Below are 26,320 nucleotides of genomic sequence, written 5' to 3'. Positions count from 1 at the left end.
GCGCCGCCCGCCGACCGGAATGCTCAGGCGTCGCGGTCGAACTGCCGCTGGCGCTCGCGGAAGCGGGCGCGGTCGGCGTCGGTATATTCCCCGGCGCAGCGGTGGCAGCAGACGCCCTCCTCGTATTCCGGGCGGTCGCGATCCTCGGGGGCCAGCGGGCGACGACAGGCGTGGCACATGCCGTGGCGCCCCTGCGCCAGGCCGTGGGTCAGGCTGACGCGCTGGTCGAAGACGAAGCATTCGCCCTGCCACGCGCTGTCGCTTTCGGGCACCTCCTCGAGGTATCTCAGAATGCCGCCCTGCAGGTGATAGACCTCGTCGACGCCTTGCGACATCAGGAAGTTCGTCGACTTTTCGCAGCGGATGCCGCCGGTGCAGAACATGGCAATGCGCTTGCCTTCGAAGCGGTGGGCGTTGTCGGCCCACCATGCGGGAAACTCGCGAAAGCTCTTGGTGCCGGGGTCGATCGCGTCCCTGAACGTGCCGATCTGCACTTCATAGTCGTTGCGCGTGTCGATGACAGCGACGTCTGGCGCCGAGATCAACGCGTTCCAGTCCGACGGCGCGACATAGCGGCCGACCGCAGCCGCGGGATCGACGTCGGGTTGCCCCATCGTCACGATCTCGGCCTTCAGGCGAACCTTCATGCGGCCGAAGGGCGGCGTCAGGGCGGCGCTTTCCTTCCAGGCAAGGCTGCCGAAGCCCGGCCACGCACGGATGTGGTCCAGCACCGCCAAGACCGCGTCGCGCGGCCCCGCGATGGTGCCGTTGATCCCCTCGGGCGCCAAAAGAAGCGTGCCACACAGCCCGCCCTGCCGGCATAAGTCCAGCAGCGGCGCCTGCCGGGCGGCCGGATCGGGTAGGCGGGCGAAGTGATAGAGTGCGGCAACGGTCAGCATGGCGCTGCCCTAGCGCGGCGATGCGCGGCGGTGCAAGATCAGAATGGCGGCTTGCTGATGCGGGACGTCGCGCGGTTCTGCTTGAGCGCGTCGCACGGCGAAGTTCGCAGGCAGGCGGCGGCCGGGTTGCGTTCCGGCGGCAGCGGCGCTTCACTGGGTCCCTTACATCTGGAGATCGTCATGAGCCACGCCCTGATCGTCATCGACATGCAGAACGACTTCTGCCCTGGCGGCGCCCTGCCTGTCGCGGACGGCCACGCGATCGTCGACCCGATCAACAGGATGATGGACCGCTTCGACGCGGTGATCCTGACCCAGGACTGGCATCCGGCCGACCATTCCAGCTTTGCCGACAACCACCCCGGCACCGAGGCGTTTTCGATCGTGCAGATGCCCTATGGCCCGCAGGTCCTGTGGCCGCGCCACTGCGTGATCGGCAGCAACGGCGCGGCACTCCATCCGGGGCTGGATGTTTCGCGCGCCGACTTGGTCCTTCGCAAGGGCTTTCGCGCCGGCATCGACAGCTATTCGGCGTTTTTTGAGAACGATCACCGGACCCCCACCGGACTCGCCGGATATCTCCGCGACCGCGGCATCACCGACCTGACCTTCGCAGGCCTCGCGCTGGATTTCTGCGTTGCTTGGAGCGCGATGGACGCCGCCCGCCTGGGATTTCGCGCGCATGTGGTCGAAAGCGCCTGCCGCGCCATCGACCTGAACGGCAGCCTGACCGCCGCCCGCCAGTCGATGTCCGAGGCCGGCGTGACGACGGCCTGAGGGCGGCCTTGCACGATCCGCCCATTCCGGGCACCAAGAACGAAACATCACGGGGTTCCGCCGACATGGCCGACATCGCCACGCGCGTCTATAACCACAAGTGGAAGATCGACCCGATCGTCAGGTCGCTGATCGACAACGACTTCTACAAGCTGCTGATGTGCCAGTCGGTTTTCCGCAACCGGCCCGATACCAGCGTCACCTTCAGCCTCATCAACCGCAGCAAGCAGATCCGCCTGGCCGAGCTGATCGACGAGGGCGAGCTGCGCGAACAGCTGGACCATGTCCGCGGCCTGTCGCTGACGCGCGGCGAAAGCACCTGGCTGCGGGGCAACACCTTCTATGGCAAGCGCCAGATGTTCCGCCCCGACTTCATGGAGTTCCTGGAAGGGCTGCGCCTGCCCGCCTATCACCTGAACCGCCGGGACGGCCAGTTCGAGCTGACCTTCGAAGGGCCCTGGCCCGAGGTCATGCTGTGGGAGATACCGGCCTTGGCGATCCTGATGGAGCTGCGGTCCCGCGCCGTTCTGAAGGACATGGGCCGGTTCGAGCTGCAGGTCCTCTATGCCCGCGCGATGACCCGCCTGTGGGAAAAGATCGAGACCCTGCGAGAGCTGCCGGACCTGCGCATTGCCGATTTCGGCACCCGGCGCCGCCACAGCTTCCTGTGGCAGGACTGGGCCGTGCAGGCGATGATCGAGGGCTTGGGAAACCGCTTCACGGGCACCTCGAACTGCCTGATCGCGCAGCGCCGCGACATCGAGGCGATCGGCACCAACGCACACGAGCTTCCCATGGTCCATGCCGCCCTGGCCGAGGATGACACCACGCTGCGCCGCGCGCCCTATGACGTGCTGGCCGACTGGCATGACGAGCATGAGGGCAACCTGCGCATCATCCTTCCCGACACCTACGGCACCGAAGGCTTTCTGGCGGGCGCCCCCAACTGGCTGGCAGGCTGGACCGGCATCCGCATCGACAGCGGCGACCCCGCCACGGGCGCCGAGACCGCGATCCGCTGGTGGCAGTCGCGCGGCGAGGACCCGCGGCAAAAGTTGATCATCTTCTCGGACGGGCTTGACGTCGACCGCATCGTGGCGCTGCACCGGCAGTTCCACGGCCGCGTCAAGGTCAGCTTCGGTTGGGGCACGCTTCTGACGAACGACTTCCGCGGCCTTGTACCGGACAATGCGCTGGCGCCCTTCAGCCTGGTCTGCAAGGCGGTGGCGGCAGACGGCCGCCCGACGGTCAAGCTGTCCGACAACCCCTCCAAGGCCACCGGCCCCGCCGACCAGATCGAGCGCTACAAGCGGGTCTTCGGCATCGGGCAGCAGGCGTCGCAGCCGGTCACGGTCTGACGGTCACACCCCCGTGGACCACAGGACCAGCGCGCAGGTCAGCGCGCCGAGCGTCGCCGTGATCGGCAGCGTCACCAGCCAGGCAAGCGTGATCGTCATCACGTGACTGCGGCGGACCAGCACGCGGCGCTGCGTTTCCTCGGCCGGCATGTCCTGCGCCTGGCGGTTGCGGCGGCGGTCCAGCCATTCGCGCGCAAACCCCACGCCGAAGACGCCGCCGACCGCCACATGGGTCGTGGATACCGGCAGCCCCAGGTGCGAGGCCCCCAGGACCGTGACCGCCGTCGCCAGCGTCACGCAGAAGGCGCGCCCCGTGTTCAGCTTGGTGATGCCGCTGCCGACCATGTTCACCAGCCGCCGCCCGAAGAACAGCGTACCGGTGGCGATCGCCAGCCCGCCCGCCGCCAGCACCAGCGCCGGCACCAGCCCGGCCGAGGTGGCAATGCGCCCCTGCAGGATCACCGACAGGGGGCCGGCAATGTTGCCGACATCGTTCGCTCCATGGGCGAAGCCCAGCATGACGACCCCCGCCAGCAGGGCCGGACGCAGCAGTCGCTTGATGCTGGGCTTACGCGGATGCTCGGCCAGTTCGCGCAGCACGCGCCGCCGGGTTACCATGAACCCCGCCACTGCCGCGGCGGCCGCTGCCGCAATCTCCAGCGCGATGAAGGACGTCGTCCCGGCCAGCAGAAGGACGACATAGGCCACGAAAAGGCCGCACATCAGCGCCACCATCGGCGGAAGCCAGCGCAGGGCCGCCGCGCCACGATCTGCCGCCTCGACGACCCGAGTTCGCAGCAGCACCAGGACTCCGGCTGCGATGCCCCCCGCCAGCACCGGCGTCGCCACCCAGACCGACGCGATCATCGCCACCATCGCCCAGTCCACGCCGCCGATCCCCAGCGTCACCGCCCCGGCGCCAGTGATTCCGCCGACAATGGAATGCGAGGTGCTGACCGGAAGCCCGATCCCGGTCGCGAGCGTGATCCAGGACGCCGCTCCCACAAGCGCCGCCAGCATCGCCATCGACGCCCGCGTCCCGCCGGCCAGCGGCGCCAGCCTGACAATGCCGCCGGCCAGTCGTTCCGACACGGCGTCGCCTGCCAGCACCGCGCCGGCAATTCCCGCCACGGCCACCAAGGCCAGCCCCGGCACCAGGCGGATCGCCCCCGCGCCGACCGCCGGGCCCAGAGAGTTCGCGACATCGTTCGCCCCGATCGCCATGCCCAGCCAGGCCGCCACGACTAGGCCCGACCCGACCGCCAGAAGCCCCGGCGATGCACCTGACAGCGCCAGCACCAGCATCAGCGCACCGACAACGCCCAGAACCGTCAGCCCCAGCCGCCACACCGGCCGGAAGGCGTGCATCTGCGCGATCTCGGCGTGGCTGAGACGGTCGAGGTCCTTGTGCAGCGTGTGAAAGCCCGCGCCGTCAGTCTTGTGCGGCATGATTGCGCAGGTTGGTCAGGATCCGTTTCAGCCCGGGTTCGGCCACCAGCCTCGCGGCGTCGGCGGGGTCGAACCACCGCCGCTTCCGCCGGGCGCGTTCGGGAAAATCGTCGGCTTCTTCCTGGACGTCGAGGGTGAAGACACGCACCTCGATCGGGACCGAGTATCCCTCATCCTGGACCTTGTCATAGTCGAATCTGCCGATTTCGCCTGGCTCGATCTTGCCCCGCACGCCGGCCTCTTCCCAGGCTTCCTGCGCGGCGGCACCAGCCAGGCTGCGGCCCTTCATGGGCCAACCCTTGGGGATCACCCACCGGCCGGTATCGCGGCTGGTGATCAGCATGACCTGCCCCGTGGCCCGGTTGCGGCAGATCGCACCCACCTGCATCGCCATCGGCCGGCGCCCCAGCATCATCTGCAGTGACCTGCGCCACATGTTCATTCGTTGTCGTCCACCCTGCCCCGAAGCGTCTTCACTTCGCCACGCACAGCCTTGGCCTTCAGCCGCCGTTTCTGGCTGCCGAGGGTGGGCCGTGTCGCGATCCTCCTCTTGGGTGCAACCAATGCGCGGCGGATGAGTTCCACCAATCGCTCTCGTGCCAGGTCGCGGTTGCGGGCCTGGCTGCGCGTGTCTTGGACCAGAAGCACGATGGCCCCGTCCAGGGTCCAGCGCCGTCCGGCCAGGCGCTGCAGGCGGCGCTTGACGGGGTCGGGCAGGTTCGGTGACCGCGCGGCCTCGAACCGCAGTTCGACCGCAGTCTCGACCTTGTTGACATTCTGCCCGCCCGGCCCCTGCGACCGGGTGAACTGTTCGGAAAGCTCCCATTCCTGGATGACGATGGCTTCGGTCACGTGCAACATATCCAGAGGATAGGGCGAGGTTCGTGACCGGTTAAAGTGCAAACCGGTTAATTTAGCCTTAATAAGCGCCGGCTGGCCTCAGGAAAGGCAGAGCTTCTGCTCGGGCCAGTGTGCGAAGGGCAGCACCGCCCCGGCGCGGCGGCTGTCGCGGACGCGGGCGAGGTCGATCTCGGCCCGGACCCAACCGGGCGCGTCCATTCCGCCCTCGGCGATGATGCCGGTTTCGGGCCAGAACCCGTCCGGGGGGCCGTAGATCGAGGCGCGTCCTCGGTTTTCGTCCAATGCCGGCATCCAGTCGCAGTTTCCGACCGTGGGCGCCTGCACGACGACGCACTGGCTTTCCAGCGCGCGGGCCATCGCCCCGATCCGCACGCGGTGGAATCCCGCGACCGTGTCGGTGCAGCTGGGCACCAGCAGCAGTTCGGCCCCGGCCTCGGCCAAGGCGCGGCCCAGCAGCGGGAATTCGCTGTCATAACAGATCAGAATGCCGATGCGCCCCATCGCGGTGTCGAAGACCCGCAATCCGGGCTTGCCGACGACGTCCCACTCCTCGCGCTCGAACCGGGTCATGATCTGCTTGTCCTGATGCCCGATACGACCGTCGGGGCCATAAAGAACCGCGCGGTTCACCGGACGCGGCCCTTCGAAAGCGGGTCCCGATGCGGCGAGGATGTGGCACCCGTGCCGCGCGGCCAGCTGCTGGTGCAGCGCCTCGACCGCCGGGGCGTGGCGGGCGACCTCGTGCAGGCTCGCTTCCAGGTCGCCGGCGACATCGCGACCGCCAAGCGACGCCAGCTCCATCGACGCATATTCGGGGAAGACCAGCAGATCGGCCTGTGCCGTTTCCACCCAGTGGGTCAGCTTGGCCCGATAGGCGTCGAAATCGTCGAACCAGTCGATCGGATAGGCAGCAGAGGCGATCTTCACAGCGACCTCATCCAGAACTGCAGGGGCTTGTCGGTTTCGGCGTCGGCGCCCAAGTCACGCCACGAGTAATGCGCGACGACGCCCGGCAGCGGCGCGTACCCGCGCTTGCGCCAGAACCCATCCAGCGGGCGGTAATCGGCAGGCCGCGCCGGATGGTCAGCAGGGCGGACCACGCTGCAGAAGGCTGCATAGCGGGCGCCAAGACTGCGGGCATGGGCTTCTCGGGCATCGAAGAAGGCGTGGCCCAGCCCGTGGCCCCGGTATTCGGGCAGCAGCACCGATTCGGCGCAGTAGAAGATGTCGGACAGCGGCTCGGGCCGGCCGGCGAAGGCGGCGCCAAAGTCGGCCGCGTGGTCCGCCATCGGCGCCCCGGTCGAGGCGCCGACGATCCGCTCCGCATCCTCGGCCACGACGACGACCGCACCAGGCGACTGATAGGCGCGAAGGTAGTCGCGCTCATAGTCGCGGTCGCCGTCGTAGAGATAGGGCCAATCCCGGAAGACCGTGATGCGCAGGCGCGCAACATCGTCCAGCGCCGCCGCTAGATCGTCTCCGATCAGGACGCGGGTCGTGACGCTCATGCGCTGACCTGCGCGGTCCAGTCCGCGAGGTTGTAGTAGGTCGTGACGCGGGCGATTAGCCCGTCGCGGATGGTGAAGAAGGCCCCCGCCGGCAGGATGTATGTCTGGCCCCGGGCCTCTGGCAGGCCCTCGTCGGTCTTCAGATAGGTGCCGTTCACGACGAACTCGGCAGCCGCGCGGTCGCCGGCGTCGTTGGCGAAGACGACGATGTCCGTCAGTTCTTCCTTGTAGCTTTCGGTCATGTGCCTGTTGAACTGGGCAAACAGGTCTCGTCCCTTGCGGACCTTGCCTTCGTTCACGTGATGCTCGACCTCGGGGTGCAGGAATTCCAGCATCCGCGCGGTATCGCCGGCGTTGAAGGCTTCGTAGTAAGCGGCGATCAAGGCCTTGGTGTCCATCGGTATCTCCTTGCGGTTCGCGCGACGGATAGCGCGATTTGGGTCCCGCGTCACCTACGCCCAAGGTTGCACGCGCTTGAATCCGGGGCCGAACCTGTTAGCGCTTGGACATATCAGTATCGGAGAGAACCGAATGACCGGACAGGATCAGCTTGGCAGGCGCGACATCACCTGCTTCAAGGCCTATGATGTGAGGGGCGAACTGGGCAAGAACCTGGACCCCGACGTCGCCTATCGCATCGGCCGCGCCTTTGCCCAGGCCCGTGCGGCCAAGCGCGTCGTCGTGGGCCGCGACAGCCGCGAATCTTCGCCCGAGCTGGCCAAGGCGTTGATCGAGGGGCTGACCGACGGCGGCGCCGACGTGCTGGACCTGGGCCTGGCCGGCACCGAGGAGGTGTATTTCCACACCGGGAACCAGGACACCGACGGCGGGATCGAGGTCACGGCGTCGCACAACCCGATCAACTACAACGGCATGAAGATCGTGGGTCGCGGATCGGCACCGCTGGATCCGGCGACCGAACTGCCGCCCATCGTGGAACTTGCGACCAGCGGCGAATTTGCGCCAGCGGCCAAGGGCAGCGTCACCGACTTCAGCCACGCCCGTGCGGAATATGCCTCGCGGATGGCCGACTTCGTGGACGTAAAGGCCCTGCGTGCGATGAAGATCGTGGTCAACGCCGGCAACGGCACCGCCGGCCCGACCTTCGACGCCATCGCGGCCGAACTGGAACGCCGCGGTGCGCCGCTGACCTTCGTGCGCATGCACCACGACGTCGACAGCAGCTTCCCGAACGGCATTCCGAACCCGCTGCTGGACGAGAACCAGCCCCCCACGGTCGAGCGCATGATCGCCGAAAAGGCCGATCTGGGCGTGGCATGGGATGGCGATTTCGACCGCTGCTTCTTCTTCGACGAAAACGGCCGCTTCATTCCCGGCGAATACATCGTCGGCCTTCTGGGCGCGGCATTTCTGGAAAAGTCCCCGGGCGAGAAGATCGTGCATGATCCCCGCGTCATCATGAACACCCGCGCCATGATCGAGGAGGCCGGCGGCGAGGCCGTAGTCAGCAAGACCGGCCATGCCTTCATCAAGCGCAAGATGCGCGACGTGGGCGCGATCTATGGCGGGGAGATGTCGGCGCACCACTATTTCCGCGACTTCTATTTCTGCGACAGTGGAATGATCCCCTGGCTCTTGATGATCGAGCTGCTCTCGCGCAAGGGCCAGACGCTGGCCGAGCTGTTGGAGGAGCGGATGCGGCTCTATCCCTCGTCGGGCGAGACGAACTATACGATCGACGATCCCGATGCGGCCATCGCCCGGCTGATCGAGACCTACGAGGACAAGGCCGAAAGCCGTGACGATCTGGATGGCGTGTCGCTGAACTTCGGCAAGTGGCGCTTCAACCTGCGCAAGTCGAACACCGAGCCGGTCGTGCGCCTGAACGTCGAATCCGACGGCGACGCGGCCCTGGTGGCCGAGAAGAAGGCCGAACTGGCGGCCATCTTGAAGGGCTGATGCCTTGGGCCGCGCCTTCGGGCGCGGCCCGCTCAGGCCGGATCAGCAAAGCCGAAGGCCACGTAATCGCGCAGATAGGCGGCCCGCGCAGCCTCGACCAGCGGCTTTTCCAGCAGAAACGACGGGATGTCCTGCGACGGCGGTTGGCCTGCATTGGCGATTCCCGCCGCACCGGCCAGCGCCGTCATGTCGGCGGCCAGCCGATCCTCGCGGATCAGCATGTCAGGCGTCGAGAAGCGAGCGAACCCCGCGACCACCTCGGACTGGCTGGCCCATCCGGCGGGCGTTGGCAACGTCGTCTGTCCGTTCAGGTTGCGGCGCAGGAAGGCCAGGAACTGGGCAAACAGCTCCAGCTGGCGCGACTGCGGCAGGTCGGCCAGGGCCGGGTCGGCGGGCAGGGCTACGCGATGGACGTCGCGCAGCAACTGGCGCAGTTCGGGCCGTGCGCGCTGCAGCAGGTGGCGGAACGCGGTCCAGGCGCGATGCAGCGGGTGGCGCAGCACCGCAAAGCTGCGATGGCCGGGGTGCTGGCGCTTCCACTGGCGAAGGGTGGTCTGCGTGAAATCGCCCCGCGTTTCGCCCAGGCCGGCCATCCAGCTTGCCAGGTCGGGACCGCCGGGGATGGGCATGTGCAGCAGCCCGCGCCCCGCCTCGACCGCGCGGAAGCTGGGCACCGACGGGCCGCGGCGCGGCTCGAAATTCGGGATGCGGTGCAGCATGAATGGGTCCAGGCGGTGCAGGTCCTGCTGCATCTGGTCGAAGTTGGCGACCTTCTGGGCCAGTTCGCGCGGGTTCTGCGGCACCTGGTCGGTCGCCGGTTCGACGCGGGCGATGTCAGTGCGGCCCAGCCAGTGGACAAGTCCCGTCATCACGTCAGCGTCACGCAGATCCTCGTATCCAAGCCAGAAGGCCGACTGCCCGGTGACCTGCAACCGGTGCATCACCTGCTGCTGGAACCGTCCAACCGTGGCCAGCATGTCCCTGAACTCGGGGCCGTCATAGGTGATGGCGGCGGGGATCGGCGTTTCGGTCTCGTTCAGCTTCCACTGGTTCGTCTGACGCGCGAGGCACGTTGAGACATAGCTGTCCAGCGGATTGCGCGTCAGGACGATCTTGGCACATCCACGATCGTTCAGGATGGCGTCCAGCACGCGTGGATCGTGATCATGGAAATAGCGGAACCCGGGAAGGTGGTCCGGCTTGTCAAACAGCTTTCCCAGCAGGCGCGTCGGGTCGGCCTCACGCTCAGTGCGGGTGATGCCCTGCAGCTCGTCCTTGTCGGGCCAGCCCATCATGTAGGGGTTGAACGCCTCGCCGAAGCAGGTGATGCCCTTCAATGCGTTCAGCGTCGCCTCGAGCAGGTTCGATCCGGTGCGCATCTCGGCGAAGATCACGAAGCGGCGGAACGGTTCGGTCATTCGGCGGCGGTCCTTTCGGAGAGGGTGATTTCGGGAAGCGGCAGCCCATCCTCGGACAGGCGCGGGCGCAGGCCGGAATTGCGCAAACGGCGCAGAAGGTCGGTCAGACCGTCCAGGTTGCGCATGCGCGGCAGCGCATCGTGGTGCCCCTGCACGGGCAGGCCCTGAAGCGCCTGCAGCAGCAATCCCTGGGGCCGCGCCAGGAAGTCGGTCAGTTCGTGGACCTGCACCCGCGCCTTGACCCAGACCGAGTTCAGAACCTCGAGATGCTGAAGCTCGGCCCGTTGGAGAAGGGCGGTGACGCGGCGGATGTCGTCGAAGGGCATGTCGCAATCCAGCAGCGGCAGCATCCAGGCGCCCGTGATGACGTGGATGTGGGCGTTCGGATCTGTCGCCATGAACCAGTTCAGCGCCTGGTTGTCACGCGGGCTGAACTGGAACACCTGCATGCGCGGCGTGATCCGGATCAGCGCCGTCAGGAAGCCCTGCGGATCGTGGTCGCGCACCAGCGTGCTGGTCGAGATGGCACCAGGCCCGACCTCCGGGCGTCCCGCGAACTCGACCACCTCGGGTCCCAGCAGGTGGCCGTGGACATCGGCGTCGACGATGCCGCCCAGCCAGGTCTCGAAGTCTGGGAAAACGTCCGAGAAGCCCTGGAAGACCGCGTAGGGCGCCGAGGTCTTGCCGTTCTCGGCATCCTTGCGCGGAAAGCGGCTCTGCATGTAGAGGCCGGGACGCCCCAGCAGTCGGCGGCGCACGGTGCGGTTGATCAGCCGCTCGATCCGCTGGGGCTGCGGCGGTCCAAGGTCGGGTTCGGCGCGGGGCGGCACCGGAAAGGTGTTCAGCAGCCGTTCAGCCTTGGGCCAGACCTTGCGGGCGACGAAGCAACGCGATTCCTCCAGCATCATCGCATGGTCGTCGTAAAGCTGATAGGGCCGGCCGTCGTGGTCGAACTTGGCCAGCGTCAGCGAGTGGCTCTCGATCCGGGTCGCGTGGCGGCGGACGAGCGTCTGGAAATAGCTTTCGTCGGGGATCCAGCTGAACCGGAAGAAGCGGTCAAATTCGTCCCGGCGCGGGTCCTGCAGGATGGCGCGCAGGGTCGTCGCGGTCAGGCACCACCATTGCGCCCCCAGATGCGGCACCAGCCCCTTGGGCAGCTGGCGGTGCACGCCCAGCCTGCGCTGCCAGTCGACCAGCCGGTCGAACAGCCAGCGCCGCCTGCGCCAGTCCACCGGGAAATAGAGCGAGAACCGTTCCTCGTTCAGGCCGCCGACGGTCCATCCGACGTCGTGGGCGTTGACGCTTTCGATATGGTCGCAGTCCGGGTCCTGCGCCAGGAAGGCCGTCAGGTCACGGATCGGCCGCAGCGGCAGGCAGGCCCCAGAGGCCAGGTAGACATGCGTCACCTCGGGATAGCGGTCCAGCAGTGCCTGCGCCGCATCCTGCGTGGCGCGCACCAGGCTGAAGCGGCCCCAGTCGCAGCCATGCCGGGGCGAATAGACGATGTCCGGCAGGTCGGCCAGGTCGGCCTCCAGCGCCATCATCCCGTGCCCGGACACCTTGGCGTCCACATGGATGGCCACGCGCGCGCCGCCGTTGGCCCAGATCCGCGCCATGCGCGCGGCGACGTCCAGCTGCGCATGGCAGAGGATGACCACGCCAAGCCGCACCCTGCCGATCATGCCCAATGTCCCCGAGAGATCAGGCCCAGATCCTCGAGCTGACGCCAGTCCCGGTATTGACGCGATTCGCTGCACCACAGGTTCGTGCCGCGGCGCAGGCCGGCGTGATAGGCCTGATATTCCTTGCTGTTGGCGTAGTGCTGCCGGCGGTCCAGCTCCTCGGCCGACTTGTCGGCGAAGGTGGACAGGAACTTGGCATGCAGCAGGCAGCCCGACGCGCGTTCGCCGCCGTCCTCGTCATAGACGAGGTTCAGGTGGCGCGGCAGCAGCATGTGGGTCGAGCTGACATAAGCATAGCGCCGGTCCCACTTGACCAGCGGGATCTTGTTCAGCGCCGGCCCCGACAACGGGTCACTTGCAAAGAAGGTGCGCGTCCGGGGACCGCCCTGGATCCACAGGTTGCCGAAGAAGTCGTTCTTGCGGATCGTATAGTTCGCCGGGTCGAACCAGCTTGCGATCGCGAATGGGTCGTCGCCTTCGGCATAGGGCTGATCCTCGATGTTCCCGCGGGGATACATGTCCAGCAGCATCGCCGGAAAGCTGCGCCGCCCCGACGCATCCAGCCAGTCGGTCAGCGCCGGCAGCGGCCGCGTATCGCAATGGGGATAGATCAGGAACTCGTCGGGATCGACGGTCAGGCACCAGTGGTCGCAGCCGTATTTCCACAGCAGGCGGTTGATCCAGTCCATCCCGAAGCGCGAGCGCTTGTAGCTGGCCCCCGTCCACCACAACGAGACATCCGGCTGCTGCGCCAGATAGTCGCCGCTGCCGTCGTCGCTGTCGTTGTCCACGATCAGGAAGTGGTCGATGCCCAGCCTGCGGTGATGGTCCAGAAAACGCGGCAGGCGCACGCGTTCGTTGCGCAGGGTCACGAAGGCCAGGATGTCGGGCGTGCGGATCTGCGCTGTCCGGTCGGCGATCGCGCGCAAGGCGCCGCGCCGGTTGAAGGCGCGCGCGATCAGATATTGCCGCTGGCTGCGGCGGCGCAGCCGATCGGGGATGATGCTCCGCAGGCGGTGTCTCAACTGGACCGCCTGGGGCGAGTGTTCCGGACAAGGATCGTCATGACTTCAACCAATGTGCCGGGCGCGTTGGCTTGGCAAGTGCAATCAGCGCGTGTCCTGATCCCGCCAAGCACCTGTGCCCATCAGGCCCAAGGCGACCAGCTGCCTCCAGCCCTCGTACCTGACCGATCGACCGTCACGCAGCACCGGACCGGCCGCCACGGCGCGATAATAGCCGGAATAGGCCGACGGGTCGGCGAAGTGCTGGCGGCGCTGCAGCTCCTCGCGCGACTTGTCGACGATGTCGGGCAGGAACTTCCCGTGCAGCAGGACGCCCGACAGGCGCGGGTCCCCCGGACCGTCCCAGATCCGGTTCAGGCGCGGCGGCAGCATCGAGTGGGTCGAGTTCAGATAGACCTGCCCCCTGCGCCATCTCATCAGCGGCAGCTTGTTCAGCGTGGGCGCCCGCCGGGGGGCGTCGGCGAAGAACACCCGGTCACGGACCCCGCCCTGCACCCACAGGTTCTGGCGCGGCAGCTGACGCCGCGCCCGATAGGGACCGGCGTCGAACCACGGCAGCCGGTCGGTCAGCGCCGATCCCGGCGGGGCGTCGGCGGTGCCAAGCGGCCCCGAGGGGACCATGTCCAGCATCAGCGCCCCCAGCCCTGGCTGGCCGATCCTCTCCAGATGGGCCACCAGGTCCGGCAGGGGGCGTGTGTCGTGGAACGGATAGACCAGAAGCTCGTCCGCATCGACCGTCAGACACCAGTGGCCGCACCCGTGTCGCCGCAGCAGGGCGCCCGCCCAGTCCAGCCCGAAGCGCGAGGCACGATAGCTGCCGCCGCAATGCCACAGCGACACGTCGGGCTGGTCGGCCAGAAGCTCGGCCGATCCGTCGGTGCTGCCGTTGTCCACAGCCAGCACATGGGTCACGCCCAGGCGGCGGTAATGGTCCAGAAAGCCCGGCAGATGCGCGATCTCGTTGCGCAGGACCACCACAACAAGGATGTCGCCCTTGCGGATGGCCCGGGACCGGTCGGCGACCGGCTGCAGGTGCCGACCGGCGCGGACGGAGCGCCAGGTCAGCTTTCTGCGATGCCAGCGCAGCCGATAGGCCTGCCAGGCATCAGCCGGCGTCACTGGCGATAATCACCGCCCTGGTGCCACCGCCAGGCATCGCCGATCATCTGCTTCATCGTGGACCGGTCGGGCGTCCAGCCCAGTTCGTCCTTGGCGCGCTGGCTGCCGCAGACCAGCTTGACGGCATCGCCGCCGCGGCGCGGGCCGTCAACCATCGGCACCTGCCGGTTGGTGACATGCCGCGTGGCGTCAACGACCTCCCGGACCGAGAATCCGTCGCCGGTGCCCAGGCAAAAGACGCGGCTGTCCTTGTCGGCGCGCAGCCATTCCAGGCCCTTCACATGCGCATCGACCAGGTCCATCACATGGACATAGTCGCGGATGCAGGTCCCGTCCGGCGTCGGATAGTCGGTGCCGTTGATGGTCAGCGCGTCGCGCTTGCCGTCCACCGCATCCAGGATCAGCGGGATCAGATGCGTCTCGGGTCGGTGGAACTCTCCGACCTCGCCGTCGGGATCGGCACCCGCGACGTTGAAATAGCGGAAGATCACGTAGCGCAGCCCGTGAGACGCCTCGAAATCGACCAGCATGTCCTCGATCGCGCGCTTGCTGGCACCATATGCGTTCAGCGGCGCCTGCGGCGTATCCTCGTCCAGCACCTCTCCGTCACGGTCGCCATAGGTCGCGCAGGTCGAGCTGAAGACGAAGTGCCGGCAGCCCGAGGCGATGGTCGCCTCGATCAGGTTCAGTGATCCAGCGACGTTGTTGCGCCAGTATTTTCCCGGCTCGGCCATCGCCTCTCCAACCTGCGAGAGGGCCGCAAAATGCAGGACCGCGACCGGCCGATGTTCCGCGAAGGCCGCGTCCAGCGCCGCGCGGTCCATCAGGTCGGCCTCGACCACGGGGCCGAACTTGACGGCGTCGCGCCAGCCGGTCGAGAAATTGTCCAGCGTGACGGGCACGAAGCCCGCCTTCGCCAGCGCCTTGCAGGCGTGCGAGCCGATATAGCCCGCACCGCCAGTCACCAGTACCTTGTCCGTCATGGATTATTCGGCAGCCTTGCGCATCGCCATGACCTGGTGGAGGTATTCGGCGAATTCGTCCTTCAGCTCGTCACGCTCCAACCCGAAGGCGACGGTGGCCTGCAGGAAGCCCGCCTTCGACCCGCAGTCGAAGCGCTGGCCGCGGAAGCGCAGGCCGAAGACGTCGCGCCCGGCCTCGATCTCCTCGGCAATGGCGTCGGTCAGCTGGATCTCGCCGCCGGCGCCCTGCTTCAGCTTGTTGAGGTTCTTCATCACGGTTGGCGCCAGGATATAGCGGCCGATTACCGCCAGGTTCGACGGCTGGGTGCCGTTCTGCGGCTTTTCGACCATGCCCTTGGCGCGGACGATCGCGCCCATGTCCTCGGCCACGTCCAGGACGCCATAGGCCGAGACCTTCTCGGAGGGGACCTCCATCGTGGCGACCATGCTGCCGCCGGTCTCGCCATAGGCCTCGATCATCTGCTGCAGGCAGGGGGGTTCGCCCTGGATGACGTCATCGGTCAGAACGACGGCGAAGGGCTCGTCATCCGACAGCAGGCGGCGGGCACACCAGACGGCATGGCCGAGGCCCAGCGCCTTGTGCTGGCGGATATAGGCGATGGCGCCCGAATCCATGTTGGTCTGGCGCAGCGTGTCCAGCAGCTTGTCCTTGCCGGCCTTCTTCAGGTTCGATTCCAGCTCGTGCGCGTGGTCGAAATAGTCTTCCAGCGCGCCCTTGCCGCGCGAGGTGACGAAGATGAATTCCTTGATGCCGGCGGCGCGCGCCTCATCGATGGCGTACTGGATCAGCGGCTTGTCGACCAGCGACAGGATTTCCTTCGGGATGCTCTTGGTGGCGGGCAGAAAGCGCGTGCCGAGGCCTGCTACCGGAAAAATGGCTTTTGTGACCTTGCGACCCATGACGAATACCTCTGATGCTTTGACGGACGTGACCGCCCGGATTGCCGCCGATGCCTACATGCAACAGCACGAACTACAATGTGCAGGTTACCTTCTCGGCAGAATGCCGCCAAGCGGACAGTTGATTATATCGTGCAAATAATCCACGAGAATCTTCCCCTGCCGCGGACGATGTCACCGAAGGTTCATCTCGGACATCATCCGCTCAAGCCGCGGAACATCTTCAGGGTTGTTTAGTTCCCAGAATTGTCGGCCCCTCGCCTCGACTTCGACGCAGAGGACGTAGCGGCCATGTTCCAGGAAACGCAGCTGCTCCAGTCCTTCCAGCCTTTCCAACGTGCCTTCCGGCCATGCCGGATAGGCGGCCAGGGCATCCGGGCGATAGGCATAGACGCCTACATGGTGAAAGACCGGGCTGGGCGCGTCGGGCGCGACCTGTGCCGGCACGAAGGGGATGACCTCCTTCGAGAAATAGAGCGCCCGGCCGTCGCGGCCGAAGACCGCCGTTGTTCCGCCCACCCGGCCGGCGCGGCGGTCGGCGATCAGGTCCTCGCGCATCCGACCGGAACAGCGCAGCACCGGCGTCGCGACCTCGGCCTGCGGGTCAGCGCGCAGGCCCGCGACCAGATCCTCGACGAACCAGGCAGGCGTCAGCGGCGCATCGCCCTGCAGGTTGACGACGATCTCGGGGGTGATGCCCAGATTCGCCACCGCCTCGGCGCAGCGCTCGGTGCCATTGCGGCATTCGGTGCTGGTCATCGCCACCTCGCCGCCGAAAGCCTGGGCATGGTCGCGGATGGCATCGTCGTCGGTGGCGACGATCACGCGGTCGATCCCCCGGACCGACATCGCAGCGTCCCAGCTGCGCCGAATCAGGCTGCGGACCTCGCCGTCCGCGCCACGCAACTCGACCAGCGGCTTGCCGGGATAGCGGGTGGAGGCGAAGCGGGCGGGAATGACAATGACGACGGACATCAGTCCTTCACCAGCAGGACGCCGGGTGCATAGGCGATGAAGAACGGGTTCTCGAAGCCGGCCTTGCCGTATTCCAGCGGGCTGTGGTCGTCGAAGCGCACCACCTCGCCGCCGGCGCCGCGCAGGACGGCGTCGCCCGCGGCGGTATCCCACTCCATCGTGCGTCCCAGACGCGGATAGAGGTCCGCCTCCCCGGTCGCGACCAGGCAAAACTTCAGCGAACTTCCCGCGCTGGTCATGTCGCGCACGCCGTACCGGTCGATATAGGCATCGGTCGCCGCGTCACGATGCGACTTCGACGCCACCACCATCAGCCCGCGATTGTCAGGCATCGGGTTCACGCCGATCGGGCTGGTCTGGCCGGGCGTGTCGCCGAAGGGCGCGTTCTCCTCGACCGAGCGGCCGTCGGCGGTCGTGTAGAACAGGCGGTTCTTCGCGGGCGCGTAGACCACGCCGCGGACCGGCACGCCGTCCTCGACATAGGCGATATTCACGGTGAAGTCGCCGCGCCGCTGCACGAATTCCCTGGTGCCGTCCAGCGGATCGACGATCAGGAAGGTGCGCAGGGTCTGGCCGTGCGTGTCGGCCTGCTCCTCGGTCACCAGGGGAATGTCGGGAAAGGCCTCTCGTAGCCCGGCCGAGATCAGCGCGTCGGCAGCCTCATCGGCGGCGGTGACCGGCGAATCGTCGGCCTTGGTCCGGGTTTCGAAATCGTCTGCGCCATAGATCTCCATGATCCGCTCGCCCGCCTGCAGGGCCAGCCGCCGCATTTCGATGGTCAAACGGTCGAATTGCATTCACTTTCCTTTCCCTGCCATCGGACGCGGCCCGCTGGCGGATTGTGCGAGGGTGCCTGGCCTCTTATGATCCGCAGAAGGTCCGTCGGCAAGCGCCGGGCTGTGCGCGGGCCACCACCTGCGGCAGCCTTGCATCCCCAGCGTCAAGGCATCGCATCATGTTCACGCAGCGTCGAAACTCGAACATGGTCCAGGCGGCCGGGACGACCCTGGCGCTGATCTATCACCAGACGGTCTACAACCTGCGATTCTCTCATCGCAGCGCACTGTTCGGCCTGCTGGCGATCATCCTGCAAAGCGCGGTGTTTATCATCATCCTGCTGGCGCTCTATACGCTGATCGGCATCAGGAACTCGCCCATCCGGGGCGACTTCATGCTGTACATCATGTCGGGCATCTTCATCTACATGACGCATGTCCAGACGGCGACGGCGGTGGCGGGCAGCCATTCGCTGGCCTCTGGCGTCGTCAAGCACGAGCCTCTGAACGCGGCCGTCCTGATCGCCGGCGCGGCCTGCGCCATGCTCTATCGCCAGCTGATCAGTTGCCTTGTGATCCTGTCGATCTATCACCTGGCCTTCCAACCCATCACCATCTACGACCCCGTCGGCGCGATGGCGCTGCTGCTGCTGTCGTGGTTCAGCGGCATAACCGTGGGCATGGTCTTCCTGGGGATCAAGCCCTGGTCGCCGGCGGCCTCGCGAGGCCTGGCGACCTTCTATCAGCGCGTGAACATGTTCGCGTCCGGCAAGATGTTCGTGGCCAACACGCTGCCGAACTTCATCCTGCCCTGGTTCATCTGGAATCCGCTGTTCCACCTGATCGACCAGGAACGCGGGTTCCTGTTCATCAACTATTCGCCGCACAAGACCTGGCTCCTCTATCCGCTGTGGGTGACGCTGGCCTGCTTCATGGTGGCGCTTCTGATCAACTTCACCACCCGCAAGTACGAGTCCGTCAGCTGGAGCGCCGTGCAGTGACGCCGGCCAAGCGGCCATCCGCGTGAAACAGCCGCAAATGCGTGCTTTTTGCGCTCGCAGGCGACTTGCGGGCCTGAATTGCATCCCTATATACACCCCCGAAGCGGTCCGGAGGTTCCGGATCCAATTCGAGCAGAAGGGATCGGGCCGCGGGGGCCATAACGGACCCGAGGCCCCGCAAATCGCCGCAAGAAAGGTTATATGAACATGTCCAAAGTCATCGGCATCGACCTCGGCACCACGAACAGCTGCGTCGCGATCATGGACGGCAGCCAGCCCAAGGTCATCGAGAACAGCGAGGGTGCGCGCACGACGCCCTCGATCGTCGGCTTCACGGATGGTGAACGCCTGGTCGGCCAGCCCGCCAAGCGCCAGGCCGTGACCAACCCCACCAACACCGTCTTTGCCGTCAAGCGCCTGATCGGCCGCCGCATGGGAGACGAGGCCGTCGAGAAGGACCGCAAGCTGGTCCCCTACAACATCGTCGACGGCGGCAATGGCGATGCTTGGGTCGAGGTGAAGGGCGAGAAGTACTCTCCGGCGCAGGTCAGCGCGATGATCCTGCAGAAGATGAAGGAAACCGCCGAATCCTACCTGGGCGAGACCGTGACCCAGGCCGTGATCACCGTTCCGGCCTATTTCAACGACGCTCAGCGCCAGGCGACCAAGGACGCGGGCAAGATCGCCGGTCTTGAAGTCCTGCGCATCATCAACGAGCCGACCGCGGCTGCGCTGGCCTATGGCCTGGACAAGAAGGAAACCAAGACGATCGCGGTCTATGACCTCGGCGGCGGCACCTTCGACATCACCATCTTGGAAATCGACGACGGCCTCTTCGAGGTGAAATCCACGAACGGCGACACCTTCCTGGGTGGCGAAGACTTCGACATGCGGATCGTTAATTACCTGGCTGACGAGTTCAAGAAAGAGCATGGCGTCGACTTGTCCAAGGACAAGATGGCCCTGCAGCGTCTGAAGGAAGCCGCTGAAAAGGCCAAGATCGAGCTGTCGAGCAGCAGCCAGACCGAGATCAACCAGCCGTTCATCTCGATGGACAAGAACTCGGGCACGCCGCTGCACATGGTCATCAAGCTGACCCGCGCCAAGCTGGAAAGCCTGGTCGCCGACCTGATCAAGCGCACCATGAAGCCAGTCCAGGACGCGCTGAAGGATGCCGGCTGCTCGAAGGGCGACATCGACGAGGTCGTCCTGGTCGGCGGCATGACCCGCATGCCCAAGGTCGTGCAGGAAGTGACCGACTTCTTCGGCAAGGAACCACACAAGGGCGTGAACCCCGACGAGGTCGTGGCGCTTGGTGCCGCCATCCAGGCCGGCGTGCTGCAGGGTGACGTCAAGGACGTCGTTCTGCTGGACGTGACGCCGCTGTCCCTGGGCATCGAGACCCTGGGCGGTGTCTTCACCCGCCTGATCGACCGCAACACCACGATCCCGACCAAGAAGAGCCAGATCTTCTCGACCGCCGAGGACAATCAGAACGCGGTGACCATCCGCGTCTTCCAGGGCGAGCGTGAGATGGCTGCGGACAACAAGATGCTCGGCCAGTTCAACCTGGAGGACATCCCGCCCGCGCCACGCGGCATGCCGCAGATCGAGGTGACCTTCGACATCGACGCCAACGGCATCGTGTCGGTCAGCGCCAAGGACAAGGGCACCGGCAAGGAACAGAACATCACCATCCAGGCGTCGGGCGGCCTGTCCGACGAGGATATCGAGCGGATGGTGAAGGATGCCGAGGCCAATGCCGACGCCGACAAGAGCCGCCGCGAGCTGGTCGAGGCCCGGAACCAGGCCGAAAGCCTGATCCATTCGACCAAGAAGTCGCTGGACGAGCATGGCGACAAGGTCGACAGCTCGACCGTCGAGGCGATCGAACTGGCCGTCGGCGCGCTGGAGGAATCGCTGAAGGCTGACGATGCGGGCAAGATCCGCTCGGGCATCCAGAACGTGATGGACGCGTCGATGCGCCTTGGCGAGGCGATCTACAAGGCCCAGCAGGGCGGTGACGAAGGCGGCCAGGACGGGGGCGATCAGCCCCGCGACGTGGACGACGACATCGTCGACGCCGACTTCGAGGATCTGGGCGAAGACAAGAAGCGCGGCTGATCGGGGCCGCACCCCCTGAAAGGGCCGGCCTGCCGTTCGTGCGGGCCGGCCTGTTTTTTGGGGCAGCTGAATGGAACGACACATGGGCAAGCGTTGCTATTACGAAGTGCTCGGGGTCACACGCGGTGCCTCGACCGACGAGATCAAGAAGGCCTATCGCAGCAAGGCGAAAGAGCTGCATCCGGATCGCAACAAGGACGACGCGACCGCCGAGACGCGCTTCAAGGAAGTCAACGAGGCCTATGACTGCCTGAAGGACGACCAGAAGAAGGCCGCCTATGACCGCTTCGGCCATGCTGCCTTCGAGGGCGGCGGCGGCTTCGGCGGCGGGCGCGGCGGCCCCGGCGGCCATCCCGGCGACTTCGGCGCAGCCTTCGCTGACGTGTTCGAGGACCTCTTCGGCGACATGATGGGCCGCCGCGGCGGTGGTGGCGGGGGCCGGGCGCGTGCCCAGCGCGGCCAGGACCTGCGCTATAACCTGCGCGTCACACTGGAAGATGCCTATATCGGCGTGCAGAAGCCGATCACCGTGCGCGGCTCGGTCGCCTGCGGCGAATGCGACGGCACCGGTGCGGAAGGCGCGACCGAGCCTGCCGCCTGCCCGACCTGCGCCGGGATGGGCAAGGTCCGCGCCCAGCAGGGCTTCTTCACGGTCGAACGCACCTGCCCGACCTGCGGCGGCGCAGGCCAGATCGTCAAGAACCCCTGCAAGGCCTGCCACGGGGCCGGCCGCGTCGAACGCGACCGCGCGCTTCAGGTCAACATCCCCGCCGGGGTTGAGACCGGCACCCGCATTCGCCTGGCCGGCGAGGGCGAGGCCGGGTTGCGCGGCGGTCCTGCGGGCGATCTCTATATCTTCATCGAGATCGCGGACCACGCGATCTTCCTGCGCGACGGCAAGATGCTGGCCTGCCAGGTGCCGGTCAGCATGGCGACCGCCGCCCTTGGCGGAGAAGTCGAGGTGCCGACCATCGACGGCGGCCGCGCCCGCGTCAAGGTTCCGGCCGGCAGCCAGACCGGGCGCCAGATGCGCCTTCGCGGCAAGGGCATGCCGCCCCTGCGCCATGGACCTGGGGCCGGGGGCGATTTCGGCGACATGCTGATCGAGCTGACGGTCGAGACTCCGGTGAACTTGACTGCCCGCCAGCGCGAGCTGCTGCGAGAGTTCGAGGCCGAGAAGGCCGACAACAGCCCCCAATCCGACAGCTTCTTTGACAAGGTCAAGAGCTTCTGGGACGGCATGACGCGTTAATCGGTTAACGCTTCCTTTACGACTTCGGGCCCATGTTGCCTGCATGGACCCGAATCGCGCCTTTGGCGAAATGCCGCTGCCCCTGTTCACGCCCGCCCCCGATGACGTGGCCGTCGCGCCGCTGCGGGCGGGCAAATCCGCACCGTCCTACCTGGCGGACCATCGGGCGCGCCTGCGCGACAGATTCATGCAGGGCGGCGCGACCGCCATGCCCGATTACGAACTGCTGGAGCTGGTCCTGTTCAGGGCCATTCCGCGGCAGGAAGTCAAGCCACTGGCCCGACGCCTGATCGAGACGTTCGGCGACTTCAACCGCGTGCTGACGGCCCCGCCGGCCCGGCTGCAGGCGGTCGAGGGGGTGGGCCCCGCGGTCGTGACCGAACTGAAGGTCGTCGAAGCGGCGGCGCAGCGCATGGCGCGGGCGCGCATCATGCACCGCCCGGTCCTCTCCAGCTGGGAATCGCTGCTGGACTATTGCCACACCGCCATGGCCCACCGGGAGATCGAGCAGTTCCGCGTCCTCTATCTGGACCGCAAGAACGTGCTCGTCGCCGACGAGGAGCAGGCCCGCGGCACGGTCGACCACGTCCCTGTCTATCCCCGAGAGATCATCCGCCGCGCGCTTGAACTGAACGCTTCTGCGTTGATCCTGGTGCACAACCATCCGTCAGGCGACCCGACCCCGTCGGACAGCGACATCACCATGACGGCGCGGATCGCGCAGGCCGCCGACAGCATGGGAATCACCATCCACGACCACCTGATCATCGGCAAGTCGCGCGAACTCAGCTTCCGCTCGGAAGGCCTTCTCTGACGCCCGGATCGCCGGCTGCGGCGTCCCGCCGCAGGACGTTGCGCAAATCGGACAGATGCGTCGATTTGCACGTGCAGGTGCAGGGTTATCATCTGGACTGACAGGGAATTGACCGCTAGAACCGCCCCCGCGAAGGCTGCGTTCGGACGCGGCCCGGAATGTCGTATCGGCCTGACCATCGGCCTGAATTGGAGTATGACCCGTGTCCCACGCAGATGACCACGTAGGCACCCGGAGGGATTTCCTCTACTATGCCACGGCGGGCGCAGGCACGGTGGCCGCCGGTGCCGCCGCCTGGACGCTTGTGAATCAGATGAACCCCTCGGCCGACGTGCAGGCGCTGGCCTCGATCCAGGTCGATGTCAGCGGTGTCACGCCGGGCACGCAGATCACCGTGCTGTTCCTGGGCAAGCCCGTGTTCATCCGCCGCCGCACGCCCGAGGAAATCGAGGCCGGGCGCGCGGTCGATGTCAGCGAGCTGACCGACCCCACCGCACAGAACCCCAACCTGCAGGGCATTCAGCCCGCCACCGACGAAAACCGCACCATGGACGAGGCCGGCGAATGGCTGGTCCAGATCGGCGTCTGCACGCACTTGGGCTGCGTCCCGATCGGCGACGGCGCGGGCGATTTCGGCGGATGGTTCTGCCCTTGCCACGGCAGCCACTACGACACGGCCGGCCGCATCCGCCGGGGCCCCGCGCCCCAGAACATGCACATTCCCGTGGCGTCGTTCCTGAACGAAACCACCATCCAGCTGGGCTGAGGAGGGCATCATGGCCGGAATTCCCCATGACCATTACGAGCCCAAGTCGGGCTTCGAGCGTTGGCTGCACCGGCGCCTGCCGGTCGTCGGCATCCTGTACGACACTCTGATGATCCCCACCCCCAAGAACCTCAACTGGATGTGGATCTGGGGCATCGTGCTGGTCTTCTGCCTGGCGCTGCAGATCATCACCGGCATCGTTCTGGTGATGCACTACACGCCGCATGTTGACATGGCCTTCGCCAGCGTCGAACACATCATGCGCAACGTCAATGGCGGCTATATGCTGCGCTACCTGCACGCGAACGGCGCATCGCTGTTCTTCGTGGCGGTGTATCTGCACATCTTCCGCAACCTCTACTACGGCAGCTACAAGGCGCCGCGCGAGGTCACCTGGATCATCGGCATGCTGATCTATATCCTGATGATGGCGACCGCCTTCATGGGATACGTGCTGCCCTGGGGTCAGATGTCCTTCTGGGGCGCCACCGTGATCACCGGCCTCTTCGGCGCGATTCCAGGCGTGGGTGAGACGATCCAGACCTGGCTGCTTGGCGGACCTGCCGTCGGAAACGCAACGCTGAACCGCTTCTTCTCGCTGCACTACCTGCTGCCCTTCATCATCGCGGGCCTGGTGATCGTCCACGTCTGGGCATTCCACTCGACCGGCAACAACAACCCCACCGGGGTCGAGGTGCGCCGCACCAGCAAGGCCGAGGCGGAAAGGGACACCCTGCCCTTCTGGCCCTATTTCGTGATGAAGGACCTGTTCGCCCTGGCGGTGATCCTGGTCGTGTTCTTCGCGGTCGTGGGCTTCATGCCGAACTATCTGGGCCACCCCGACAACTACATCCAGGCGAACGCGCTGGCGACGCCCGCGCATATTGTGCCCGAATGGTACTTCCTGCCCTTCTACGCCATCCTGCGCGCCTTCGACAGCGAAGTCTGGCTGGTGCAGCTGGTCAACTGGCTCTCCTTCGGCATCATCGACGCCAAGTTCTTCGGCGTGCTGGCGATGTTTGGCGCGATCATCGTGATGGCGCTGGTGCCGTGGCTCGACACCTCGCGGGTGCGCTCGGGCCGCTATCGCCCGATGTTCAAGTGGTGGTTCTGGCTGCTGGCCGCCGACTTCGTCATCCTGACCTGGGTGGGCGCCATGCCGACCGAGGGGATCTATCCCTACATCGCGCTGGTCGCCGCGGCCTACTGGTTCGCCTACTTCCTGGTCATCCTGCCGATCCTGGGTGTCATCGAGAAGCCCGAGGCGATGCCGGCGACGATCGAGGAAGACCACCTGGCGCATTACGACGCGCCGACGCGCATGGCCGAGTAAGGAGAGCCGTAGAGATGACCCTGAGAACCAAGACGCTCACGGCCGTTGCGGCCCTGACGCTCTCTGCCACCGGCTTTGCTCTGGCACAGGAGGCGGCTCCGGCTGCCCCGCAGGCAGAGCAGGCCGCGCCCACCGCGACAGGACCGACAGTCGAACCCTTCGCGACCGAGGAGACCGCTCCGGCGGCCGAGGCAGCGCCCGAAGTCGAAGCTCCTGAAGCCGAAGCCCTCGAGGCCGAGCCGGCAGCCGACGGCGCCGGGGCGCCTTCTGCCGACACGCTGGCCGAGGAAGTACCGGCTGCGGAAGCACCGGCCGAGGAGGCTCCGGTCGCCGAAGCCGAAGCCGAGGCCGTCGAACCGACCGCGCCGACCGAGGCACCGGGCGAGCTGGCCCCTGCGCATTCCGACGCGCAGGAACCGCAGCCCGAGGCCGGCAACCTGCCGCAGAATCCCGCCGGCATGCAGCCGACCGCCGATCAGGGCGGTGTGGACGCCGTCGCCCTGCCGGAAGGCAACGAGACGTCGGTTCCCGTTCCCACGACCACCGGCACCGAGCCCGTCGAGGAGCAGGCCACCGAGGTTCTGGGCGAGGAAGCCGCCGAGGAGCACAACGAGGAAGAGCATGGCAGCAGCGGCGATCACGGCGCCGGCCATATCGAGGACATCGCCTTCAGCTTCGAAGGCCCGTTCGGCAGCTTCGACCAGTTCCAGCTGCAGCGCGGCCTTCAGGTCTATACCGAGGTCTGCTCGGCCTGCCACGGCATGAAGTTCGTCCCGATCCGCACCCTGGCGGACGAGGGCGGCCCCGCCCTGCCCGAGGATCAGGTCCGCGCCTATGCCACCAACCTGCTGCCGATTTTCGACGATTCGATCGGAGAGGAACGCGCGCGCGTTCTGACGGACAACTTCCCCGAAGTGGCGGGCGCGGGCATGGGCCCGGACCTGTCGCTGATGGCCAAGGCGCGCGCGGGCTTCCACGGCCCCTATGGCACCGGCATCAGCCAGCTGGTCAACGGCATGGGCGGCCCGGAATACATCCACGCCATCCTGACCGGCTATACCGGCGAAACCCAAGAACAGGCCGGTACGCTGCTTTACGGCAACAGCGCCTTTCCGGGCGGCTGGATCAGCATGCCGCCCCCGCTGTCCGACGACCTGGTGACGTTCGAGGACGGCACCCCGGCGACCGTCGACCAGATGGCAACAGACGTGGCCGCCTTCCTGATGTGGACGGCCGAACCCAAGCTGATGGACCGCAAGTCCGTGGGCCTTGTCTCGGTCCTGTTCCTTCTGGCGCTGGCGGTGCTGCTCTATCTGACCAACAAGCGGCTCTGGGCACGCCACAAGGTCAAGCGCAAGCACTGACGCGCGCACCATCGGA

At 66.5% G+C, this 26,320-nt stretch carries 25 protein-coding genes and 1 pseudogene; 10 read left to right on the top strand and 16 right to left on the bottom strand.

Annotated features, from left to right (window positions below; all coding sequences use genetic code 11):
• Positions 1–23: 23 nt before the first annotated feature.
• Together trhO and OC184_RS06120 are read right to left on the bottom strand one after the other, a co-directional pair.
• A complete protein-coding gene (gene trhO, locus OC184_RS06125; protein ID WP_265506292.1) occupies positions 24–899 on the bottom strand; it encodes an oxygen-dependent tRNA uridine(34) hydroxylase TrhO in 876 nt (291 codons plus the stop codon).
• A 38-nt stretch (positions 900–937) separates the two neighbouring features.
• A complete protein-coding gene (locus OC184_RS06120) occupies positions 938–1,081 on the bottom strand; it encodes a hypothetical protein (RefSeq protein WP_265506291.1) in 144 nt (47 codons plus the stop codon).
• Between OC184_RS06120 and pncA the strand changes: the two genes are divergently transcribed.
• Positions 1,080–1,676, top strand: coding sequence for a bifunctional nicotinamidase/pyrazinamidase (pncA, locus tag OC184_RS06115; protein WP_265506290.1), 597 nt, complete (start codon positions 1,080–1,082; stop codon positions 1,674–1,676). The genes OC184_RS06120 and pncA overlap by 2 nt on opposite strands.
• A 65-nt stretch (positions 1,677–1,741) precedes the next feature.
• Positions 1,742–3,034, top strand: a complete 1,293-nt coding sequence (gene pncB, locus OC184_RS06110) for a nicotinate phosphoribosyltransferase (RefSeq protein WP_265506289.1) — start codon at positions 1,742–1,744, stop codon at positions 3,032–3,034.
• A gap of 3 nt (positions 3,035–3,037) precedes the next feature.
• Here the strand turns inward: pncB and OC184_RS06105 are convergent, their stop codons facing one another.
• From OC184_RS06105 to OC184_RS06080, 6 genes are all read right to left on the bottom strand, one after another.
• The gene (locus tag OC184_RS06105; protein WP_265506288.1) at positions 3,038–4,483 is read right to left on the bottom strand and encodes an inorganic phosphate transporter; all 1,446 of its coding nucleotides are present in this window, start codon (positions 4,481–4,483) and stop codon (positions 3,038–3,040) included.
• Positions 4,467–4,919: an NUDIX hydrolase gene (locus OC184_RS06100; RefSeq protein WP_265506287.1), complete on the bottom strand. Its 453-nt coding sequence runs from the start codon at positions 4,917–4,919 to the stop codon at positions 4,467–4,469. Before OC184_RS06100 ends, OC184_RS06105 begins: the two co-directional genes overlap by 17 nt.
• 2 nt (positions 4,920–4,921) lie before the next feature.
• Positions 4,922–5,344, bottom strand: coding sequence for an alternative ribosome rescue aminoacyl-tRNA hydrolase ArfB (gene arfB / locus OC184_RS06095; protein WP_265506286.1), 423 nt, complete (start codon positions 5,342–5,344; stop codon positions 4,922–4,924).
• A 78-nt stretch (positions 5,345–5,422) separates the two neighbouring features.
• A complete protein-coding gene (locus OC184_RS06090) occupies positions 5,423–6,271 on the bottom strand; it encodes a carbon-nitrogen hydrolase family protein (RefSeq protein ID WP_265506285.1) in 849 nt (282 codons plus the stop codon).
• Entirely contained in the window at positions 6,268–6,852 is a 585-nt protein-coding gene (locus OC184_RS06085; RefSeq protein ID WP_265506284.1) for a GNAT family N-acetyltransferase, read from the bottom strand. Before OC184_RS06085 ends, OC184_RS06090 begins: the two co-directional genes overlap by 4 nt.
• Entirely contained in the window at positions 6,849–7,250 is a 402-nt protein-coding gene (locus tag OC184_RS06080) for a ketosteroid isomerase-related protein (RefSeq protein WP_265506283.1), read from the bottom strand. The genes OC184_RS06085 and OC184_RS06080 overlap by 4 nt, the downstream gene beginning before the upstream one ends.
• Before the next feature lie 133 nt (positions 7,251–7,383).
• Between OC184_RS06080 and OC184_RS06075 the strand changes: the two genes are divergently transcribed.
• Entirely contained in the window at positions 7,384–8,772 is a 1,389-nt protein-coding gene (locus tag OC184_RS06075; RefSeq protein WP_265506282.1) for a phosphohexomutase domain-containing protein, read from the top strand.
• A 32-nt stretch (positions 8,773–8,804) separates the two neighbouring features.
• Here OC184_RS06075 and OC184_RS06070 read toward each other — a convergent pair whose 3' ends face one another.
• The 8 genes from OC184_RS06070 to cysQ all read right to left on the bottom strand — a co-directional run bounded on the left by OC184_RS06070 (position 8,805) and on the right by cysQ (position 17,671).
• Complete coding sequence (locus OC184_RS06070) at positions 8,805–10,190, bottom strand: hypothetical protein (RefSeq protein WP_265506281.1); 1,386 nt, start codon at positions 10,188–10,190, stop codon at positions 8,805–8,807.
• Positions 10,187–11,872: a DUF5927 domain-containing protein gene (locus tag OC184_RS06065; RefSeq protein WP_265506280.1), complete on the bottom strand. Its 1,686-nt coding sequence runs from the start codon at positions 11,870–11,872 to the stop codon at positions 10,187–10,189. The genes OC184_RS06070 and OC184_RS06065 overlap by 4 nt, the downstream gene beginning before the upstream one ends.
• Positions 11,869–12,897 carry a glycosyltransferase family 2 protein gene (locus tag OC184_RS06060; protein WP_378926382.1) on the bottom strand — a complete coding sequence of 343 codons (1,029 nt, stop codon included), beginning with the start codon at positions 12,895–12,897 and terminating at the stop codon, positions 11,869–11,871. Before OC184_RS06060 ends, OC184_RS06065 begins: the two co-directional genes overlap by 4 nt.
• An 84-nt stretch (positions 12,898–12,981) precedes the next feature.
• Positions 12,982–14,016 (bottom strand): glycosyltransferase family 2 protein, encoded by a 1,035-nt coding sequence (locus OC184_RS06055; RefSeq protein WP_265506279.1) that lies wholly within the window; start codon positions 14,014–14,016, stop codon positions 12,982–12,984.
• Positions 14,013–14,999, bottom strand: coding sequence for a UDP-glucose 4-epimerase GalE (gene galE, locus OC184_RS06050; protein WP_265506278.1), 987 nt, complete (start codon positions 14,997–14,999; stop codon positions 14,013–14,015). The genes OC184_RS06055 and galE overlap by 4 nt, the downstream gene beginning before the upstream one ends.
• A 3-nt stretch (positions 15,000–15,002) precedes the next feature.
• Positions 15,003–15,899, bottom strand: coding sequence for a UTP--glucose-1-phosphate uridylyltransferase (locus OC184_RS06045; RefSeq protein WP_265506277.1), 897 nt, complete (start codon positions 15,897–15,899; stop codon positions 15,003–15,005).
• Positions 15,900–16,073: 174 nt separating this feature from the next.
• Positions 16,074–16,874: a 3-deoxy-manno-octulosonate cytidylyltransferase gene (locus OC184_RS06040; protein ID WP_265506276.1), complete on the bottom strand. Its 801-nt coding sequence runs from the start codon at positions 16,872–16,874 to the stop codon at positions 16,074–16,076.
• Positions 16,874–17,671 carry a 3'(2'),5'-bisphosphate nucleotidase CysQ gene (cysQ, locus tag OC184_RS06035; protein ID WP_265506275.1) on the bottom strand — a complete coding sequence of 266 codons (798 nt, stop codon included), beginning with the start codon at positions 17,669–17,671 and terminating at the stop codon, positions 16,874–16,876. Before cysQ ends, OC184_RS06040 begins: the two co-directional genes overlap by 1 nt.
• A gap of 158 nt (positions 17,672–17,829) precedes the next feature.
• Here cysQ and OC184_RS06030 point away from each other — a divergent pair, with 158 nt between their 5' ends.
• From OC184_RS06030 to OC184_RS06000, 7 genes and pseudogenes are all read left to right on the top strand, one after another.
• A complete protein-coding gene (locus OC184_RS06030) occupies positions 17,830–18,651 on the top strand; it encodes an ABC transporter permease (RefSeq protein WP_265506274.1) in 822 nt (273 codons plus the stop codon).
• Positions 18,652–18,858: 207 nt separating this feature from the next.
• Positions 18,859–20,775: a molecular chaperone DnaK gene (gene dnaK, locus OC184_RS06025; RefSeq protein ID WP_265506273.1), complete on the top strand. Its 1,917-nt coding sequence runs from the start codon at positions 18,859–18,861 to the stop codon at positions 20,773–20,775.
• A gap of 82 nt (positions 20,776–20,857) precedes the next feature.
• Entirely contained in the window at positions 20,858–22,027 is a 1,170-nt protein-coding gene (dnaJ, locus tag OC184_RS06020) for a molecular chaperone DnaJ (RefSeq protein ID WP_265506272.1), read from the top strand.
• A 43-nt stretch (positions 22,028–22,070) separates the two neighbouring features.
• Positions 22,071–22,841, top strand: coding sequence for a RadC family protein (gene radC, locus OC184_RS06015; RefSeq protein WP_265506271.1), 771 nt, complete (start codon positions 22,071–22,073; stop codon positions 22,839–22,841).
• A 202-nt stretch (positions 22,842–23,043) separates the two neighbouring features.
• The gene (gene petA / locus OC184_RS06010; RefSeq protein ID WP_265506270.1) at positions 23,044–23,607 is read left to right on the top strand and encodes a ubiquinol-cytochrome c reductase iron-sulfur subunit; all 564 of its coding nucleotides are present in this window, start codon (positions 23,044–23,046) and stop codon (positions 23,605–23,607) included.
• A 10-nt stretch (positions 23,608–23,617) separates the two neighbouring features.
• Entirely contained in the window at positions 23,618–24,940 is a 1,323-nt protein-coding gene (petB, locus tag OC184_RS06005) for a cytochrome b (RefSeq protein ID WP_265506269.1), read from the top strand.
• A 641-nt stretch (positions 24,941–25,581) separates the two neighbouring features.
• Positions 25,582–26,304, top strand: a pseudogene (locus tag OC184_RS06000) (cytochrome c1); the annotation flags it as partial.
• Between the last annotated feature and the right edge of the window lie 16 nt (positions 26,305–26,320).

The organism is Paracoccus rhizosphaerae (assembly GCF_026162645.1).
GTDB lineage: Bacteria > Pseudomonadota > Alphaproteobacteria > Rhodobacterales > Rhodobacteraceae > Paracoccus > Paracoccus rhizosphaerae.
This window is presented reverse-complemented; position numbering and strand designations above follow the sequence as displayed.

Bases quoted from the DNA above. Each gene is read 5' to 3' on its own strand.
- dnaJ (WP_265506272.1), top strand. From the start codon at position 20,858: ATGGGCAAGCGTTGCTATTACGAAGTGCTCGGGGTCACACGCGGTGCC.
- OC184_RS06045 (WP_265506277.1), bottom strand. From the start codon at position 15,899: ATGGGTCGCAAGGTCACAAAAGCCATTTTTCCGGTAGCAGGCCTCGGC.
- OC184_RS06040 (WP_265506276.1), bottom strand. From the start codon at position 16,874: ATGTCCGTCGTCATTGTCATTCCCGCCCGCTTCGCCTCCACCCGCTAT.
- OC184_RS06085 (WP_265506284.1), bottom strand. From the start codon at position 6,852: ATGAGCGTCACGACCCGCGTCCTGATCGGAGACGATCTAGCGGCGGCG.
- cysQ (WP_265506275.1), bottom strand. From the start codon at position 17,671: ATGCAATTCGACCGTTTGACCATCGAAATGCGGCGGCTGGCCCTGCAG.
- OC184_RS06120 (WP_265506291.1), bottom strand. From the start codon at position 1,081: ATGACGATCTCCAGATGTAAGGGACCCAGTGAAGCGCCGCTGCCGCCG.
- radC (WP_265506271.1), top strand. From the start codon at position 22,071: ATGGACCCGAATCGCGCCTTTGGCGAAATGCCGCTGCCCCTGTTCACG.
- arfB (WP_265506286.1), bottom strand. From the start codon at position 5,344: ATGTTGCACGTGACCGAAGCCATCGTCATCCAGGAATGGGAGCTTTCC.
- OC184_RS06070 (WP_265506281.1), bottom strand. From the start codon at position 10,190: ATGACCGAACCGTTCCGCCGCTTCGTGATCTTCGCCGAGATGCGCACC.
- dnaK (WP_265506273.1), top strand. From the start codon at position 18,859: ATGTCCAAAGTCATCGGCATCGACCTCGGCACCACGAACAGCTGCGTC.
- trhO (WP_265506292.1), bottom strand. From the start codon at position 899: ATGCTGACCGTTGCCGCACTCTATCACTTCGCCCGCCTACCCGATCCG.
- OC184_RS06065 (WP_265506280.1), bottom strand. From the start codon at position 11,872: ATGATCGGCAGGGTGCGGCTTGGCGTGGTCATCCTCTGCCATGCGCAG.
- OC184_RS06100 (WP_265506287.1), bottom strand. From the start codon at position 4,919: ATGTGGCGCAGGTCACTGCAGATGATGCTGGGGCGCCGGCCGATGGCG.
- OC184_RS06105 (WP_265506288.1), bottom strand. From the start codon at position 4,483: ATGCCGCACAAGACTGACGGCGCGGGCTTTCACACGCTGCACAAGGAC.
- OC184_RS06030 (WP_265506274.1), top strand. From the start codon at position 17,830: ATGTTCACGCAGCGTCGAAACTCGAACATGGTCCAGGCGGCCGGGACG.
- pncA (WP_265506290.1), top strand. From the start codon at position 1,080: ATGAGCCACGCCCTGATCGTCATCGACATGCAGAACGACTTCTGCCCT.
- galE (WP_265506278.1), bottom strand. From the start codon at position 14,999: ATGACGGACAAGGTACTGGTGACTGGCGGTGCGGGCTATATCGGCTCG.
- petB (WP_265506269.1), top strand. From the start codon at position 23,618: ATGGCCGGAATTCCCCATGACCATTACGAGCCCAAGTCGGGCTTCGAG.
- OC184_RS06075 (WP_265506282.1), top strand. From the start codon at position 7,384: ATGACCGGACAGGATCAGCTTGGCAGGCGCGACATCACCTGCTTCAAG.
- pncB (WP_265506289.1), top strand. From the start codon at position 1,742: ATGGCCGACATCGCCACGCGCGTCTATAACCACAAGTGGAAGATCGAC.
- OC184_RS06080 (WP_265506283.1), bottom strand. From the start codon at position 7,250: ATGGACACCAAGGCCTTGATCGCCGCTTACTACGAAGCCTTCAACGCC.